Below are 17,241 nucleotides of genomic sequence, written 5' to 3'. Positions count from 1 at the left end.
TGTCAGGGTTCGGAGTTGGGCGTCCAGCAAACCCTGACATCGACTCTGTCCAACGTTGTTGCTGGCCAGGGGAAGGGACCACGAGGCTGTGAGCGTGAATGTCAGCGATGTGCGAGGGAGGGGTGACATGCGGAAACCGCAAGTCCGGGTAACGGTTAACTCCCGCTGCAAGCGGAGCTGCTACTACTGCCGGCCGTCGGGTGAGGCCGTGGCCACCGAGTCCGGCACCGACCTGGCGCCCGAACAGCTGATCGCCGTCGCGAAGGCCGTCCGGGCTCAGGGTGTGGAGAGCATCAAGCTGACCGGCGGGGACCCGGCTCTGTACGAGCCGCTCGTGGAGGTCGTGCGCCGCCTGCGCCAGGATGCCGGCATGAGCGAGGTCGAGGTGATCTCGCGGCACCCGAGGATCGGCGAGCTCGCGCCTGCGCTCGCCGAGGCCGGGGTGACCCTGTTCAACGTCTCCCTGGACACCCTGGACGCGGGACTGCATCACGAGATCTGCGGCGTGAACGACCACGCCGACGTGCTGGCCGCGATCGAGGCGTGCGTGGCCACCGGCGTCCCCGTGAAGGTCAACGTCGTGGTGATGGACGGGATCAACGCCTCGGAGATCGACCCGCTGATCGCGTGGTGCGAGGAGGCCGGGGTCGAGAGTGTGAAGCTCCTCGACATCATCAAGGACCTCGGCGAGGGCAGCGAGAGCTTCGCCCGGCGCCTGGAGATCAAGCGCAGCCGGAACCTTCCCGACCTCTACGTCTCCATGGAGGAGCTCGCGGGCGACCTGCGCGTGCGGGCCATCGACGAGGAGACGGTGCAGCAGGGCGGCCTCGGCCACCCGATGACGGTGTTCACCATGCCCTCGGGCACCAAGGTGGTCCTCAAGGACTCCACCGCCGGCGCCTGGTACGGCTCGGTGTGCCGCGGCTGCCCGCTCTTCCCGTGCCACGACGCGCTGATGGCACTGCGCCTGACCGCCGACGCCCGGCTGCAGTTCTGCCTCCTGCGCGAGGACGTCACCGTCGACCTCGCCCCGCTGCTGGAGACGGACGACCAGGAGACGCTGGCCGCCCAGGTGGAAGCCGCGTTCGAGATGTACGCCGACGCCTACTTCCGGCCCGGCGACGCCACTCCGCAGGAACTGCTGGAGGCGCACCGGTGAGCGGCGTGTTCATGGGGCTTCCCTCCGGGCTGACGACCGTCCCGTCGCCCCCGGCCTCCGAAGCGCGGGAGGGTCTGCCGACGGTCATCCTGGTCTATCCGAAGATCGACCACGAGAAGGACTACGTCTACTTCTGGATGCCGTTCTCGCTGCTGACCATCGCCAAGCCGCTCATGGAGAGCGGCCTGGTGAACGTGGTCCTGTTCGACGGCAATCAGAGGGACGCCGCGGCGTGGGAGCGGCTGCTGGACGAGCACCTCGGGCGGACGGCGTGCATCGGGGTCAGCATCATGACCGGCGGGGGGCAGATCGGGCACGCCCTGGAGATGGTGCGGGCCGCGAAGAAGCGCCGCTTCTGTCCGCCGGTCGTCTTCGGCGGGCCGCACGTCAACGTGCAGCCCGAGCAGACCGCCGCGCACCCGCTCGTCGACGCCGTCCTGCAGGGCCCCGGGCAGAACTCGATGCTCGAGTACGTGAAGTCGCTCCTCGGCCGCGTGCCGCGCCGGCTGGTCCCCGGCCTGCGGATCGACAACGGCGAGTGCGTGATGTGCGGACGGGTGAACCCGCCGCGGACCGGGAACCTGGGCGCCTACCCCTGGGCACTGCTGGACGTCGCGAAGTACATCCGTGATGACCCCACGGTGGCCACCCGCACGCTGAACTACGTCTCCAGCCAGGGCTGCGTCTACAAGTGCCAGTTCTGCTTCGAACTCACCTACCAGCGCAAGTACTCGGCGATGGCCGCCCAGGACCTCCTGGACGACGTGGTCGCGCTCAAGGCCGCGTACGGCATCAACGGGGTGAAGTTCTACGACGCGGACTGGTTCGTGAACCTGCGCCGGTCCATCGGCTTCTGCGACGGGCTGCTCGACCGCGGCGTGGACATCCGGTGGGCGGCCAGCATCAACCCCAACGACATCCTCAAGGCCCGCCGCGCCAAGCTCCCGTTGCTGGAGCGGATCGCGGAGAGCGGCTGCTCGCGGCTGCTGATGGGCGTGGAGTCGGGCAACGACCGCGTGCTGGCCGACGTGGTCCGCAAGGAGATCACCCGCGCGAGCATTCTCGATGTCGCGGCTGACATCGCCGCTCACGGCATTCTCGGCTCCTACACGTTCATCGTCGGGTTCCCCGGCGAGAGCGACGCGGAGATGGAGGACACCTACTCGCTGATCGAGGAGCTGCGGCAGCTCGACCCGCAGCCCGAGACGCGGGTGCACCTGTTCGCCCCGTACCCGGGCACCCCGCTGTGGGAACAAGCCCTGGAAGCCGGATTCACTCCGCCCGCCTCGCTGGAGGAGTGGTCGAGCTTCGACTACTACACCTCCCTGACCCCCTGGACGACCGACGCCACCGCGGCCCGGGCCCGGGAGGCGACCCAGATGCGGCTGGCCCCCGCCCGCTGACACCCCTTACCGTCACGCTGTGCACCGGAATCATCACCCCTCGGGAGACCGGTGCATGGCGGACGGCCCCAGCCAAGAGGAGACCTCGCTTGAGTACCGCACGTGTTCTGCCCGCCCCGCTCGCCAAGGGCGACCGCATCGGCGTCGTCGCCGTGTCCGCGCCCGAACCGGCTCAGAACCCCGACCAGTTCACGCGCGGGCTGGACGCCCTGCGCGGCCGCGGGTTCGAGCCGGTCACCGCCGCCCACGCGCTGGACACCCACGGCTACCGGGCCGGCAGCGAGGCCGCGCTCCTGGACGACTTCCACTCCTTCATCGCCGACCCCGGCATCGCGGCCGTGGTGTGCGCCGGGGGCGGCAAGAACGCCAACCGGCTGCTGCGCGGCCTCGACTACACGCTGATCGGCGCCCACCCGAAGCCGATCGTCGGGGTGAGCGACCCGACGGTGCTGCTGAACGCGATCACCGCCCGCACCGGCATGCCCACCTTCCATGGGCCCGCCGTCCTGTGGGACTTCGGCTCCCCTGACGCTCCCGCGGCCACCGGCGACCACTTCTGTGCCGTCCTCGCCGGCGAGGCGCACGCCGCCCGGATCAACGCCCCGCTGGGGTGGGCCCGCACCGGATCCGCGCAGGGGCCTCTGGTCGCCGGATGTCTGACCTCGCTGCGCTGCCTGCTGGGCACCGTGTGGGAACCCCACTGGCAGGGAGCGGTCCTCGCCTGGGAGGACGCCTTCAAGCCGATCGAGCAGCTGGACCAGACCCTGACCCACTTCCGGGATTGCGGCGTCCTCGACCAGATCTCCGGCATGGTCGTCGGTGAACTCCTCGGCTGCGAGCCCTCCGGCGGGACGGGCGCCCAGCAGATGGTCATGGACCTGTGCGCCGAGTACGACTTCCCCATCGCCGTCGGCCTGCCCTTCGGGCACACCCCCCTCAAGCACACCCTGCCCATCGGGGCCGAGGTCCTCCTCAACTCCACTGCTGAGCACCCCCTCACTATCACCTCCCCCTGGACCGGCCCGGCCGAAGGAGGAGAGCGGTGACCATCGCCCCGGAAGACCGGCGCCTGTACGGCACCCTCCTCAAGCAGCACCCCTCCGAGCGGACCCTGCTGCTGGCCAAGGCCGACATGGTGCGCGCCATGCGCGGCTGGCTGCACGAGACCGGCTACACGGAGGTCGCCACCCCCGTGCTGTGCCAGGACCGCGAGAGCGCCCCGATCCCGCAGTTCGCCACGCTCCACCCGCTGACCGGGCAGTCCTTCCACCTCCGGCACTCCGCTGAGGAACACCTGCGCCGCGTCGTCGTCAGCATCGACCGCGTCTTCGACCTGTCCAAGGCGATCCGCGCCGAGCAGGCCGACGACAGTCACGCGATCGAGTTCACCATGCTGCAGACCGCCGCCCGCGACATCGACCTCCAGACCGGAATCAGCCTGGTCACCGGCCTGGTGCAGCACACGGTGCAGACCACGTTTGCCACCCTGGCCACCCCCGCGGTCGACTTCACCACCATCCAGACGCGGCCTGTCGACGACGCGATCGCCGAGGCGCTCGGCGTCACCGAGGCCCCGACCGGTGCGGAGCTGGTCGAGGCCGCCCGAGGCTGGCTCAAGGACCGCGGCCTGGAGGCGGACGGCACCGACTGGGCGGTGATGGAGGACTTCGTCAAGCACGCCGTGGAGAAGCCCGTCACCAAGCCCACCGTGCTGTACGGATTCCCCTGGGAGCTGCGGCACAACTCCCGCATCAACGAGGCGAGTGGCCGCGCGGAGCGGTTCTCCCTGATAGCGGCCGGCACCGAGATCTGCGACGGCGGGGTCAAGCTGCGTACTGCCGACGACTACCGGCCGATGGTCGAGGCGAACATCGCCCTGCGCACGCAGCTGCACGGCATCCCGGCGGACCGCGGGCCGGTCGACTTCTTCACCGACATCGACTGCGACCCCGCCGACGTGTTCACGTTCGGCCTGGGCGTCGAACGGCTGCTGGCGCTGTGCACCGGCCGGACCGTGTTCGAAGCCCTGACCTTCCCCTACCACTGAGTGAGAGGACGTGTTCCGCGTGACCAGCATGCGCGCCGTCGTCATCACGGAAAGCCTCACCGACGGTGAACTCCCGGCCGTCTTCGCCGGCATGGAGGACCGCCGCTACCCGCATCTGCTCGACGAGCGCACCCCCATCGAGATCATCGAGCTGACCGTGCCGGCCGACCAGGCGCCGGGCCTGGCGCTGGCTCTGTCCGCCGCGCTGAAGTCCCGGCTGTACTACGCCCACCTCATCGACGAGACGCGGATGCTCGTGGTCTTCCCGCGCACCGTCGTCGACATCCCCCGCGGCGACGAGGACGCCATCGCCCACGCCCGGGCCGTCGGCGCCCTGTTCGACATCCCCGACGACCAGATGCGCTTCGCCGAGATGTGGGACACCGACCACCCCGACGCCCCCGCCCAGCCGGAGGCCGACGCCCGGTGACCGCTCCCCCGTCCGCTGTCGCCCCGCTGGCCGTCGTGACCGGCGCCAGCGGGGCCCTCGGCGCAGCGATCCGCACCCGCCTGGTCAAAGAGGGCTGGCAGGTCGTGGCCACCTACCGCACCCGCCCGCCCCAGGACGAGGACTCCTCCTGGGTACGGTTCGACGCCTCCGACGACGCCGCGACCGCCGCCTTACGGCATGCTGTCGACTCCTGCGCGGGCCCGCTGCGCGCGGTGTTCGCCTGCATCGGGGCCCCCTCGACCAAGCAGACCGTCGCGGACACCGACGTCAGCGAGTACGAGGCGGTCCACCAGGCCAACGTCGTCAGCTTCGTCCGCACCTGGCACGCCCTCGCCGACCGGGCCCGGCACGACGGCGCCCGCGTTCTGGCGGTCGGCTCCGACGCAGGACAGGCGGCCCGTCCCGGCAACGGCCCGTACACCGCGGCGAAGGCCGCCCTCGCCTCCCTCGTCACCACCCTGGCCAAGGAGGAGCTGCACCACGGCGTCCGGGTCAATCTCCTCGCACCGTCGCTCATCGACTCGCCCCTCGCCCGGCAGATCATGTCCCTCAAAGGCGTCACCGACCCCGACGCCTACTACGAGCAACTGCCGTGGGGACGCCCCCTGTCCCTGGACGAGGTCGCCGCCACCTGCATCGACCTCGCTACCGCTGAGCAGTGGTCGTACGCCACCGGCCAGATCTATCCCCTGGGGGCGGCACTCTGATGGTCGACGCCGTCCGCGCCCGGCAGCTGGGCATCGTGCACATGCTCCGCAGCCGCACCAACGTGCCCGCCAGCGAGCTGGCCGACCGCTTCGGCGTCACCGAACGCACCATCTACCGCGACATCACCACCCTCACCGCTCACGGCATCCCCATCCAGGCCCAGCCCGGCAAGGTCGGCGGATACCGGCTCTCCCCCGATACCGCCCTCGACCCGCTCACCATCGACTCCGACCACGCCCTGCGGCTGTACGTCCTGGGATTCCTCGACCCCGACGCCGCCGCCACCGAAGACCGCGCCCGCGCGGTCGGCATCAGCGACACCGTCCAAGAGGTCATCCGGCGCCTGGCCCGGCGCATCCACTTCGACACCGCCGACTGGTACTGGCGCGACGAAGGCTCCGGGCACCTTCCGATCCTGCGCACCGCCATGCTCGCCGCGACCGCCGTCGAAGCCACCTGGCGCTCCAAGACCGGGAGCCAGGAGACCGCCCTCCTCAAGCCCTACGGCGTGGTGTGGAAGGCAGGCGAGTGGCACATGGTCGCCGCCCGCGCCACCGGCGGCCCCTCCCGGTTCCGACTCAACCTGGTCGACCGGCTGGTGCCCACCGACCTGACCTTCGCCTACCCCGAGTCCTTCTCCGTCCGCGACTGGTGGACGCAGACCATGGAGGACTACGGCAAGGGCGAGGTACGCGTCGCCCTGAACGTCACGGCTGCGGCACGCGACGAGATGCTGCGCCTCAGCCTGAAGTCCACGTCCCAGGTCCATGAACACGACGACGGGTCCCTGACGATCGTGCTGTTCGTCGACCGGTGGGAGTGGTTGATCCCGCTGGTCAGCAGCTACGGCCCGGACGTCGTCGTCACCGAACCGGAAGCGCTGCGCGCGGCGATAGCCGGCCAGCTGCGCCGCACCCTGGCCGTCTACGACACCGCCGCGCCCCCGGGCCCAGCGCCGCCGGACGGACTCCCCGACGACGACTCCCGCCTGAGATCCACCCACGGCCGCCACCCAGGAGCATGACGTGACCCCCCGCCACCTCGAACACGCCGACACCATCGAACTGCCCGTCACCGGAGACGGGCCCTTCGACTTCCTCCACACCCTCTGGAAGCCGTCCCACTACGCCACCGGGCTCGAGGCACACACCGCCACCCGCTCCTGGCGCACCTTCCGGGCCGGCGACCTCGTCACCGGCGTACGCCTGCACGCCGAAGACCAGCTCGTCATCGCCGACATCTACACCGACGGCGACTACAAGCCCAGCCACGGCGAGCACCTGGTACGCCGACTGACCACTTCCTACGGACTGGACGAAGACCTCAGCCAGTTCACCGAACTCGCCGCCGCCGTACCGCAGATGAGCGAGCCGCTCCAAGCGCTGTCCGGCATGCGGCAGAGCTGCCCCGAAGACCACTTCGAGATCGCGGTGGTCGCCCTGCTCCTGCAGAACGTCACCATCGCCCGCACCACCCAGATGACCCGCAACCTCCTCACCCACCACGGCCAGCTCGTCCACTTCGACGGCATCACGCTCCGGGCCTGGTTCACGCCCGAGGAACTGGCGCACGTCTCCGCCGAGACCTTCAAGGAACAGGACCGCCTCGGATACCGCGCCAAGACCCTGCCCCACTTCGCCGCCTTCTTCCGTGATCACACCACCGAGGAACTCCAGAGCGCCGGCGACCTCGTGCAGACCTTCCAGCAGATCAAGGGCGTCGGCCCCTACACCGCCGCGATCATGGCCTCCCACGCGTCCCGGAACAGCGACTCCTTCGGCCTGGACGTGTGGAACCGCAAGATCCTCGCCCGTCGGCTCCTCGACGCCGAAGACGCCGTGCCGGAAGCCGTCACCCGCCGCCTGAACGAACTCTTCCCCGGCCACGCCGGAACCGCCGGCCTGTACTTCGTCGAGCACGAGTACCTCAACACCCCAGTAGCGCCACTCCTCGACCCGGACGGCATCGACGCCTGGAACGAGGCCCTGGAACACCCCGCCCCCTGACCTGACCCCACCACCCACCCGGCAGCGGCCCGGCCGACGCTGCCGTCACAGGCATGCGTCCACGGCCGCGAGGACAAGTCCACGAACGGGTGACACGCCGCGTTCGAGTTCATCTCCGCCGACCCCGGGCGCGGCCCCGGCGCCCACTACCCATCAATAGAACATTCGTCCAATATCTGCCCCCGACCAAGCCGTTACGGACCCCCCACGGGGGCGTTCTTAGAGCACCAGTACCCCTCACGCGCCCAGACGGAGGACGCCATGAATCCCGTACTCGCCCTTGCACATCAGCCTCTCGGATTCGAACAGCGGCGGCCCTCGACTACTCCTCTCGCCCGCCACGCACAGCGGGTTGACGCCGTCGCCCCCCGCTCAGCACGACCGGATACGAGGTGGACCGCATGAGCGAGCCCACCCATGCAGCGACCAGCCACCGCGGCAGGACGCAGGCGCGCCGGCACGCCCCTTCGTCGATGTCGCCCGCCACCCACGACGGTGGCTGCCGGGCGGCATCTTCCAGGGTTCTGCCCATCAGCCAGCCTGTCCTGGCAACGCGGCACGCGGTCAGCGGGAGCCGATCATGACCGATCCGTTGCGCCCGGCCGCACCGAGCGCCCGATCCGTGCCGCACGCACGTACCGAGCCCGTGCCGCTCCCTCCGGCGTCTGCCCCGCCTTCGCCCGAAGGCGCGGAGCTCGGCGACGAACTCAAGGATGCCTACTGGTCGACCTGGGATGGTGAGGCCTCCCGCACCAGCATGTGGAAGATCTTCGCCAAGCTCCCCGCGATCATCCGCCGCGTATTGGGGATGGCGTGGCGCGCCGACGCACGGGCCACCTCGGCCGTGATCGTCCTGCAGCTGGGTTCGGCGGCGATGGCGGCGTTCGGGCTCCTGGCCTCGATCGGCGTCCTGCAAGCCCTCTTCGCCCAGGGCGCCACCCCAGACCGGATCCGCGCCGCGTTCCCGTCCCTGGCTCTGGTGGCTGGGCTGCTGATGTTCCGTGCCGTGCTCGATGCCGGGGTCGCCTTGTATCAGGCCCGGCTGACACCGAAGATCCGCCGCATTGTCGAGATGGATTTCCTTCGCCTGGCGGCCCACGTGCGGCTTGAGGCCGTCGACGACGCGAACTGGGCGGATGACTCCAACCGCGCCAACGACCGGGGGCTCTACTACGCGCGCCAGTCCATCACCCAGATCATGGAACTCGCGTCCGCGCTCCTCGGACTCATCGGTGCCGCCTCTGTTCTGACCCTGCTCCACCCGGTTCTTCTGCCGCTGCTTCTCGCCTCGGTGATTCCGCAGGGGCTCGCCTCGGTGCGCTCCGCACGCATGCGGTTCCTCAGCCAGGTCCGCTACAGCACCCTCCAGCGGCGCGTGCGGCTGTTCACCTGGCTGCTGCTGGACCGGGACGCTGCCGCGGAGCTGCGCTCCTCGACCGCGCAGCCGGCATTGCTGGGCGAGCACGAGCGCATCGCCCGGCGGATCGAGGAGGAGGACACCCGGCTGGGGCGGGCCGAGGCCCGCACGGCACTGTTCGGCCGAGCAGTCGGCGGTGTGGCCACCGGCCTGACCTACGCCGCGCTCGCCTGGATGACGATCGTGGGCTGGCTGCCGCTGGCCTCCGGCGGCGGCGCCGTTCTGGCAATCCGGGCCAGCCAGGGCACCCTGACCCGGATCGTCCTCGCGACCCACTACGTGTACGAGCACGCCCTGTGGGTGTCGGACCTGTACACCTTCCTGGAGAAGTGCCGCACGTTGCTCCCACGCCGCACCGGGATCGCCGCACCCGGCCAGGTCAAGACGATCAGCATCGAGAACGTCGCCTACACCTACCCCGACGGGAAGAAGCCCGCGCTCAACGGCGTGTCCCTGGAACTGGCCGCAGGCTCCACCGTCGCGTTCGTGGGGGCGAACGGCTCGGGCAAGTCCACGATGTCCAAGCTGATCGCCGGGTTGTACGAGCCGACGGCCGGCAGCATCACCTGGGACGGCACCGACGTGCTGACGATGGACGCCGAAAGCGTGCAGGCCCAGGTAGCCATGGTCCTCCAGGACCCAGTGGAGTGGCCGCTCTCGGCCCTCGCGAACATCACCATCTCCACCGGGACGATCACGCAGGCCGATCCGGAGCGGGCACACGAGGCCGCGACGGCGTCCGGCGCTGACAGGGTCATTGCCGGGCTGCGCCAGCAGTGGACGACCCCGCTCTCGAAGCGGTTCAAGGACGGCGAAGAACTCTCCGGCGGGAACTGGGCGAAGTTCGCCGTGGCCCGCGGTCTCTACAAGGACGCCGCGGTCCTCCTGCTCGACGAGCCGACCGCCAGCATGGACCCGCGTGCCGAGCACGCCGCCTACACCGCTGTGCTGCGCGGCCGCCGTCGCGCGGACCGCATCACGATCCTGATCTCCCATCGGCTGGCCAGCGTGATCGAGTGCGATCGGATCTTCGTGTTCCAGGACGGCCAGATCATCGAAAGCGGTGATCACACTTCGCTGATGGCTCAACACGGCGAGTACCACCAGATGTTCACCCTCCAAGCCGCCGCCTACCAGGCCGAGGCTCCGAGCAGGAACGGGGACAGCGGATGAGCGCCGCCGACAGGCGGATCGCGCCCGCCCCACGCACTGAGTGGCCGGAGCACTTCGAGGACCACCTGGCCGGGATCGACTGCCCGATCTGCACCAACGACTTCACCGCCGAGGACATCACGTGGGGCCTGCTGATCAACAAGGGCCCGTTCGCCAACGCCTATCTGTGGCGCAGCGGTCAGGTCCGCGGCTATGTGGTGGTGATTTTCACCGCGCGGCACGTCGCCGAGCCGACCGCGATGACCTCCGCTGAAGCCGCGGGTTTCTGGAACGAGGCGCTGGCCGCCGGTCGCGCGGTGGAGCAGTACTACCGCCCGCTGAAGCTCAACTACCAGCTCCTCGGTAATGCCGTGCCAACGGCATTACCACATCACTCCCCGGCGCTCTGCCGCCCAGGATCCAGCGCCCGGCGGGCCGCTCCCTTTCGACGTCCTCGATCACGGCCGTCAGGACGAGGAGCAGTTGCAGTCCGACGCCCGGGGCCTGCGCGAGCTGCTGGGCTGGACCGGGTCCTCGGTGGTGTCACGGTGAGCGCGGAGTCCGCCGTGATGGTGGTGGCGGGAGTCCTGGCGCTGTACTACCGCATCATCCCGACCGAGGTCTCCGAGGGGCCGTCAGGGACCGCCACCTGCAACTACGTGGCCCGGGATGCCGAGGGCCGGCGATGGTTCGTGAAGGCCTATCCGGCGAGCGCTGATCTGGTGGCCGAGCGGCGCGCCCTCGAGCTGGCCGAGTTCGCCGCGCGCGGCGGGGTCCCGGCACCGGTGATGCGCCGCACCCTCGACGGTGATCTCATCGCGGCGGGCGGCGGGTTGTCGGTGTCCGTCGCCGCGTTCGTTGAAGGTGCCGAGACAGCGGAAGACGGTCTGTCCGGCAAACGGTGGGCCGCCGTCGGCGAGACCGTGGGCCAGCTGCACCGCACCCTCGCCCGCCATCCGGACGGGCCGCCGCGCCGCGCCCCCGCCCGCGAGGTCTGCGACGTCAAGCGAGGCCGACAGCGCTTGGAGCGACTGCTCGCCCGCTATGCGAAGCAGCCCCCGAGCTGCCCCTTCGAGGTATGGGCGAGGGAAGCCGCTCGGGAGCGGCTGGAGGGACTCGCCGCCACGGCTTCCATGCTCAAAGCACTCCCGCCGACCCTCGCCGTGCAGATCGTTCACGGCGACCTTTCCTCCCTGAACTTGATGCTGAAAGGCGAGAAGGTCGCCGCAGTGATCGACTTCCGGCCGCCGTCGCACCGCAGCCCGATGTGGGAGCTGGGCCGCATCGTCCTCGACCCGCGCACGGTTCTCGCCGCCCCCAACTGGCCCGCGGGTCTGGCCGCAGCCGTCGCTGCCTACCGGGAGGCCAACCCGGCCATGTCGACGGAAGACCTGCTGACGGTGCCACGGGTAGCGGCCGGCTATCTGGCCTGCTCCGCATACCCCCTCTCCGAGCCGCTCGACGACCCGTCCGCGGTCACCTCTCAGCTGGAGGCGTACGGGCGGGACCGGCATCAGGCGCAGCGTGTGCTGTGGGAGCGCCTGACGGAAGCCGAGGAGGTGCTCCATGACCTCCTCCACTGACCCCTCCTCCTCCCCCGGCGCCCGGCTGTCGCTGTGGCGACACCGCGACTTCCGGCGCTACCTGACCGGGCAGGCAGCCAGCGTGACCGGCAGCTCGATCAGCAGCATGGTGATCCCCGTGCTGGCGGTGCTCGAACTGGACGCGACCACCGCCGAGGTCGCCTGGTTGACGTTCCTGGGCCAACTGCCGCCCGCACTGCTGGCGTTGCACGCCGGGGCCCTCGCCGACCGCCATTCCAAGCGGAAGCAGATGATCACCGGCGACCTGGTCAGCGCTGTCGCGCTGGCCAGTGTGCCGGTGGCGGCCGCGCTGGACCGGCTGTCCCTGACCCAGCTGATGGTGGTCGCGGCCGTGCAGGGCGCGGCGGGGGTGCTGCACGATGCCGCCGCGATCAGTCTTCTGCCCGGCCTGGTCGACCGGTCCCTGCTCCAGCGGAGCAACAGCCGCATCGGCGGGCTTTTCGCCGTCGCCGCCACCGCGGGCAGCAACCTCGGCGCCGCCCTGACCGCGCTCCTCGGCCCGGCCCGGGCGCTTCTCGGGGACGTCCTGTCCTACCTCGTCAGCGCCTGGTGCACCGCCCGCATCCAGGCCCTCGAAAGCCCCCGGCCGGCAGCGGAAGAGCGCCGGCTGCACACCGAGATCGGTGAGGGCCTGCGCTACGTGAACGGCGACCACCGGCTGCGCACCCTGACCCTCGTCAACGCCACGACCTCGTTCGCCCTGGCGCTCCTCAATACCTTGTGGGCGCTGTACTTGCTCCGGTCCCTCGCCCTGGGCCCGACCGCGTTCGGCGTGGTCCTGGGTATCGGAGCCCTGGGCGCGGCGGCGGGTGCTCTGGCCGCCCCGTCGCTCGCGGCGCGGTACGGGCCCGGGCCGATGATGCTCGCCGCGCTCGCGATCACTCCGCTCACCCAGGTCCCTCTGCTCCTCGCCTCCTCGGGCCTGGTCTGGCAGTTCGCCATCGGTGCCGCCCTTTTCCTTCAGCTGGCTTGCGCCGGGGCGGCGGGGACGACCCAGCGCACCATTCGCCAGGTCATCACCGCCGACGGCATGCAGGCCCGCATGCAGGCCGTGAGTACCTGGCTCACCTCCGGTGCACGGCCGGTGGCCGCGCTCCTCGCCGGCGGACTCGGCACCTGGATCGGCGTGCGCCCCACCCTGGTTGCCGGTACCTGCCTCCTCGTCGTCCCCCTGGTGGTTCTCTACCGCTCCCCGCTGCGCAGTCTGAAGGACATGCCCGGCTCACCCGCCGTGGCTGCTCCTTCAGCCGAGGCCGTCACACCTCCGACGCCGTCGGGGCCGATCGTCCCGAATCCCGCAGTCGCCGTGGATGTGCGGCACGACCGCTCTTCGGAAGGTGGCCCGTGAGCACGAACCCGGACACGGCGCCCATGGCCCGGAGCCGTCATCGGCGGCCCCGCCGTCGGGCGCGCCCCTCCTGCTCAGCACCTACTCCCTGCCCTTCAACGTCCGAGGTGATCACGTGCCGCCCTCCCGCTCTCATATCCGCGCGACCGTCGAGGCCTATCTCAGCCGGCATGCCGAGGAACGGGACGCTCTGGAGGGGTTGCTGGCTGTCCTGGACGGCACCGGGGAGCCGTCGAGCCGGGCCACGCTGCCCGGTCACGTCACCTGCAGCGCGGTGGTCATCGACCGCGACCGGCGGGTGCTCCACATCGGCCATCGGGTGACAGGGCTGACCCTTTGCCCAGGCGGCCACGTTGAGGCGGGTGACCGTACGCTCCTGGCCGCGGCCGTGCGGGAGGTGTGCGAAGAGGCCGGGCTGCGTCCCGGCGACCTGTGCCTGACCCCGCAGTTCCTCGACGAGCCGATCGACGTGGACGTCCATGACATCGACGCCAATGCGGCCAAGGGCGAGGCCGCTCACCAGCACTTCGATGTCCGTTTCGCCTTCTACCTCACCGCCGAGCAACCGCCCGCGCTCGCTCTGCAGGACGAGGAAGTCGCCGGGGCCCAGTGGCTCCCGTACGCCGACGTGCGCTCGCCCACACTGCGGGCCAAGCTCCTCGCTGCCGAGCCGCACGGCCTGGATGGGCGCCCGGAGCCCGTCAGCGCCAACGCCCTTATCCACAACGGAGCTGGCCGGTACCTCCTTCATCTACGAGATGACCGCGAAGGCATGTGGGAGCCCTGGGTCCTGGCCCTCGTGGGAGGCAAACGGTCGCGGGACGATGCCAGCCTCGAGGCGACACTGCGGCGCGAGCTCGCCGAGGAGACGCCGGGCCTGGAACCCACGGGCCTGATGCCGTTCGCCGTCCAGGAGGCGACGAGCGTCGACGGCCTGGCGGTGCCCATCAGCGTCAAACAGGACACGCGGCGGGCGCCTGGGCCCACGTGCGCCAGGGCGTGCTCACGCGGCTCCAGCAGGCGCAGGCGCTGCTCCCCGGCGGCGTGCAGTTGCTGTTCATCGAGGGCTACCGGCCCCCGTACCTGCAGCGCCGGTATTTTGAGGAGTACAGCGATGACCTCGCCCACGCCCATCCGGACTGGCCGGCCGCCACGCTTCGCGAGGCCGCCAGCCGATTCGTTTCGCCTCCGGAGATCGCTCCGCACTCCGCCGGCGCGGCCGTCGACGTGACGCTGATCCACCACCAAGGCCGCGAGCTGGACATGGGCACGAGCGTCAACGCCTCCCCGGAGGAGTCCAACGGCGCCTGCTACACCGACGCCCCCAACCTGAGCGACCGGGCCCGCACGAACCGGGCCGCCTTGGGCCGCGCACTGTCCACCGCAGGCTTGATCAACTACGGGACCGAATGGCACTGGTCGTACGGCGACCGGTACTGGGCGCTGCAGACCCAGCAGCTGGTTGCCCTCTACGGCCCCGTCGAACTGTCCTGACACCGACCACCCCGCCTTCCACCAATGAGGAGCGATCTGTGGGATACACCCGGACTGACTGGTCGGAGCACTACACCGAAGGGCGAGGCTTCCGACGGCTCGGGGACGAGGAGAAGGCGCTGCTCGTTGAGCACGCGCCGGCGCCCGAGGGCGGCTGCGCGCTCGACGTCGGCTGCGGAACCGGCGAGATGGCCGCATACCTCGCCTCGCTCGGTTACACCGTCGACGGCGTGGACTTCGCCGAGGGCGCTCTCGCGCGGGCCCGCGCGGAGCACGCCGGCGTGGAGGGGGTGCGCTGGCTGTGCCTGGACGTGGAGTACGACGACCTGGCCGACCTCGCCGAGGCCGGCTACGACCTGATCGTCGTGCGGCTGTGCATCGTCTTTATCCGCGATCGTGCTCGTGTCCTGCGCCGTCTGGCCGCGCGGCTGCGCGAGGGTGCGGTGCTGGTCATCATCACTCCGGTCGTGGAGAACACGGCGGAAGAGCGGCGCCACATCGCGCTGGACGAGAAGGAGCTCGACGCGCTCACCGACGGGTTCGAGCACGTCGAGCGGTTCGACGCGGAGGGCCTGGCGGTGCTGGCCTTGCGCGGGCCGGCCGGGTCGTTCAGCGCGGAGGAGAAACTGCGGCCCGAGCCGCAGGCCGTTTTCGGTGCTGCGATGGTGGTCACCGACGCATTCGGCAGGGTCCTGCTGGGCCGCTCGACCCGGGGCATGTGGGAGCTGCCCGCGGGCCGCGTCGAGACAGGCGAAGCCGCACCGGCTGCCGCTGTACGGGAGTTGGCGGAGGAGACCGGGCTGACCACGCGCGTGGAGGACGCTCACGTCATCACCGTGCTCCACGACGACCGGCTGGACGTGCGCCGCATCACCGCCGTGGTCCGCGTCACCAACTGGGACGGTGACCTCGGCCTGCCCGAGCCGCACCGCTTCGTGCGCTGGGAGTGGCACGACCTGAACACCCTGGACACCCTCGGGAAGATCTTCGCGCCCAGCGCCCAGGCCCTCACCGCAGTGTGGCCCGGAGTGCTGCCGGGGCTGCCGCCCGTCCACTCCTACGCGTGCATCACCGCCGTCCCGCCGCTGCCCGGAGAGCCAGCCGAGGCCGGCCGGCTGCGCGAGCGGATGGCGGACACCGTGATCGGCAAAGGCTGGGCGCCCTCGCCGCAGGTCCAGGCGGCGCTACGCGAGGTCCCCCGGCACCGGTTCGTCCCCGAGGCTCCGCTGGAGACGGCCTACCACGACGACCTCGCCGTGGTGACGGTCCGGGAGTCGCCCCAGACCGCGCTCAGCTCCGTCTCCGCGGCCTGGCTGCAGGCCGACATGATCGAGCAACTCCGGCTGGAGCCGGGGATGACCGTGCTGGAAGCCGGATCGGGCGGCTACAACGCAGAGCTCCTGGCGCACGTCCTCGGACCCCGCGGGCGCGTGGTGACCGTGGACGTCGACCCGTACGTGGTGCACCGCACCAGGCGGCTGTGCGCGGAAGCCGGCAGCGGCCGAGTCACCGCCGTCCTCGGCGACGGCGGTCTCGGCGCGCCCGGACACGTCCCCGCCCAGGGGTTCGACGGGGTGATGATCACACACAACGCGGCTGACATCGCCCCGGCCTGGCGGGAGCAACTCGCCGAGGGGGCGCGGTTGGTGGTGCCGCTGGAAATGGGCGGCTACACCCGCTCGCTCACCCTGGTGCGGCGCGGCGACGTGCTGCACTGCGAGCACTGGACGTACTGCGGGTTCGTGCGGGACCGCGGCGCCGCCGCCCGCACGGCCCCCGCCGTCCGTCTTGCCGACGCCGAGGTCACTGTGCGGTGGGAAGACGGTGGTCCTGGCAACGCCGCCGGGCTGGAGGAGGCGCTGCGCGGGCGCCGGCACGAGCTCACCACCGGTCTCGTGGTGCGGGGGACCTTCAACTTCGAGACTTTGCAGGTCTACGCCGCGACCACGCTGCCCGGGTTCTGCCGCCTGGCCGCCCCGGAAGGATCCACGCTGGTCACGCAGCGGGACGCGGCCGCGATGCTGGCGGACGACTCCCTCGCCTATCTGACCTATCGCGTGGTCAAGGGCGCCCCAGATCCGGCCGACCGCCTCACCGAGTTCTTCATCCACGCGTACGGCCCGGCCGCCGACGAGTTGGCGAAGCGCTTCGCTGACTGTGTGCGCACCTGGGACCAGAAGGTGCGCGAGAGCGGCTACCCGCCGATGACCGTCCATCCCGCTGGCACCCCTGACGAGCAACTGCCAGCCGGTGATGTGCTCGACAAGCCCTCCGCACGGCTCGTCTTCCAGTGGCCGGACCGCGCTTCCGACGGAGTGCAGGGCCTGCTTGCAGCAGGCGGACAGCGTGCCTGACGCCGACGGAGTGATCCCCGTCGACGGCCGCCCGCCCTTCGTCTGATCCCCGGCACTCTCCGCCCCTGAGAAAGGCCTCCAACCCGTGGCGACCCCCA

General features: G+C 70.6%; 12 protein-coding genes and 2 pseudogenes. All 14 read left to right on the top strand.

Annotated elements, in window-relative coordinates; all coding sequences use genetic code 11:
* Window positions 1-127: 127 nt before the first annotated feature.
* The 14 genes and pseudogenes from OG883_RS43430 to fxlM all read left to right on the top strand — a co-directional run bounded on the left by OG883_RS43430 (window position 128) and on the right by fxlM (window position 17,143).
* Window positions 128-1,159, top strand: coding sequence for a radical SAM protein (locus tag OG883_RS43430; RefSeq protein WP_266553847.1), 1,032 nt, complete (start codon window positions 128-130; stop codon window positions 1,157-1,159).
* On the top strand, window positions 1,156-2,562 hold the full coding sequence (locus OG883_RS43425; RefSeq protein WP_266553845.1) for a radical SAM protein: 1,407 nt from the start codon (window positions 1,156-1,158) through the stop codon (window positions 2,560-2,562). The genes OG883_RS43430 and OG883_RS43425 overlap by 4 nt, the downstream gene beginning before the upstream one ends.
* Window positions 2,563-2,651: 89 nt before the next feature.
* A complete protein-coding gene (locus OG883_RS43420; RefSeq protein WP_266553843.1) occupies window positions 2,652-3,608 on the top strand; it encodes an LD-carboxypeptidase in 957 nt (318 codons plus the stop codon).
* On the top strand, window positions 3,605-4,609 hold the full coding sequence (locus OG883_RS43415) for an amino acid--tRNA ligase-related protein (RefSeq protein ID WP_266553841.1): 1,005 nt from the start codon (window positions 3,605-3,607) through the stop codon (window positions 4,607-4,609). The genes OG883_RS43420 and OG883_RS43415 overlap by 4 nt, the downstream gene beginning before the upstream one ends.
* 19 nt (window positions 4,610-4,628) lie before the next feature.
* A complete protein-coding gene (locus OG883_RS43410) occupies window positions 4,629-5,039 on the top strand; it encodes a hypothetical protein (protein ID WP_266553839.1) in 411 nt (136 codons plus the stop codon).
* The gene (locus OG883_RS43405; RefSeq protein ID WP_266553837.1) at window positions 5,036-5,767 is read left to right on the top strand and encodes an SDR family oxidoreductase; all 732 of its coding nucleotides are present in this window, start codon (window positions 5,036-5,038) and stop codon (window positions 5,765-5,767) included. Before OG883_RS43410 ends, OG883_RS43405 begins: the two co-directional genes overlap by 4 nt.
* On the top strand, window positions 5,767-6,792 hold the full coding sequence (locus OG883_RS43400; RefSeq protein WP_266553835.1) for a YafY family protein: 1,026 nt from the start codon (window positions 5,767-5,769) through the stop codon (window positions 6,790-6,792). The genes OG883_RS43405 and OG883_RS43400 overlap by 1 nt, the downstream gene beginning before the upstream one ends.
* Window position 6,793: 1 nt before the next feature.
* Window positions 6,794-7,774: a DNA-3-methyladenine glycosylase gene (locus OG883_RS43395; protein ID WP_266553833.1), complete on the top strand. Its 981-nt coding sequence runs from the start codon at window positions 6,794-6,796 to the stop codon at window positions 7,772-7,774.
* A 580-nt stretch (window positions 7,775-8,354) separates the two neighbouring features.
* Window positions 8,355-10,364: an ABC transporter ATP-binding protein gene (locus tag OG883_RS43390; protein WP_266553831.1), complete on the top strand. Its 2,010-nt coding sequence runs from the start codon at window positions 8,355-8,357 to the stop codon at window positions 10,362-10,364.
* Window positions 10,361-11,926 carry an aminoglycoside phosphotransferase family protein gene (locus OG883_RS43385; RefSeq protein WP_266553829.1) on the top strand — a complete coding sequence of 522 codons (1,566 nt, stop codon included), beginning with the start codon at window positions 10,361-10,363 and terminating at the stop codon, window positions 11,924-11,926. The genes OG883_RS43390 and OG883_RS43385 overlap by 4 nt, the downstream gene beginning before the upstream one ends.
* Window positions 11,910-13,295, top strand: a complete 1,386-nt coding sequence (locus tag OG883_RS43380; RefSeq protein WP_266553827.1) for an MFS transporter — start codon at window positions 11,910-11,912, stop codon at window positions 13,293-13,295. Before OG883_RS43385 ends, OG883_RS43380 begins: the two co-directional genes overlap by 17 nt.
* A pseudogene (locus OG883_RS43375) lies at window positions 13,258-14,169 on the top strand (NUDIX domain-containing protein); the annotation flags it as partial. The gene OG883_RS43380 and the pseudogene OG883_RS43375, both read left to right, overlap by 38 nt.
* Before the next feature lie 92 nt (window positions 14,170-14,261).
* Window positions 14,262-14,789 (top strand): annotated as a pseudogene (locus OG883_RS43370) (M15 family metallopeptidase); the annotation flags it as partial.
* Window positions 14,790-14,827: 38 nt separating this feature from the next.
* The gene (fxlM, locus tag OG883_RS43365; protein ID WP_266553825.1) at window positions 14,828-17,143 is read left to right on the top strand and encodes a methyltransferase, FxLD system; all 2,316 of its coding nucleotides are present in this window, start codon (window positions 14,828-14,830) and stop codon (window positions 17,141-17,143) included.
* The last annotated feature ends 98 nt before the right edge of the window (window positions 17,144-17,241 follow it).

Origin of the sequence: Streptomyces sp. NBC_01142 (assembly GCF_026341125.1) — a bacterium.
Taxonomy (GTDB): Bacteria; Actinomycetota; Actinomycetes; order Streptomycetales; family Streptomycetaceae; genus Streptomyces.
Note: the sequence above shows the minus strand (reverse complement) of the source record. Positions and strands in the feature narration are given on the sequence as shown.

Bases quoted from the DNA above. Each gene is read 5' to 3' on its own strand.
- OG883_RS43430 (WP_266553847.1), top strand. From the start codon at position 128: ATGCGGAAACCGCAAGTCCGGGTAACGGTTAACTCCCGCTGCAAGCGG.
- OG883_RS43400 (WP_266553835.1), top strand. From the start codon at position 5,767: ATGGTCGACGCCGTCCGCGCCCGGCAGCTGGGCATCGTGCACATGCTC.
- OG883_RS43390 (WP_266553831.1), top strand. From the start codon at position 8,355: ATGACCGATCCGTTGCGCCCGGCCGCACCGAGCGCCCGATCCGTGCCG.
- OG883_RS43385 (WP_266553829.1), top strand. From the start codon at position 10,361: ATGAGCGCCGCCGACAGGCGGATCGCGCCCGCCCCACGCACTGAGTGG.
- OG883_RS43380 (WP_266553827.1), top strand. From the start codon at position 11,910: ATGACCTCCTCCACTGACCCCTCCTCCTCCCCCGGCGCCCGGCTGTCG.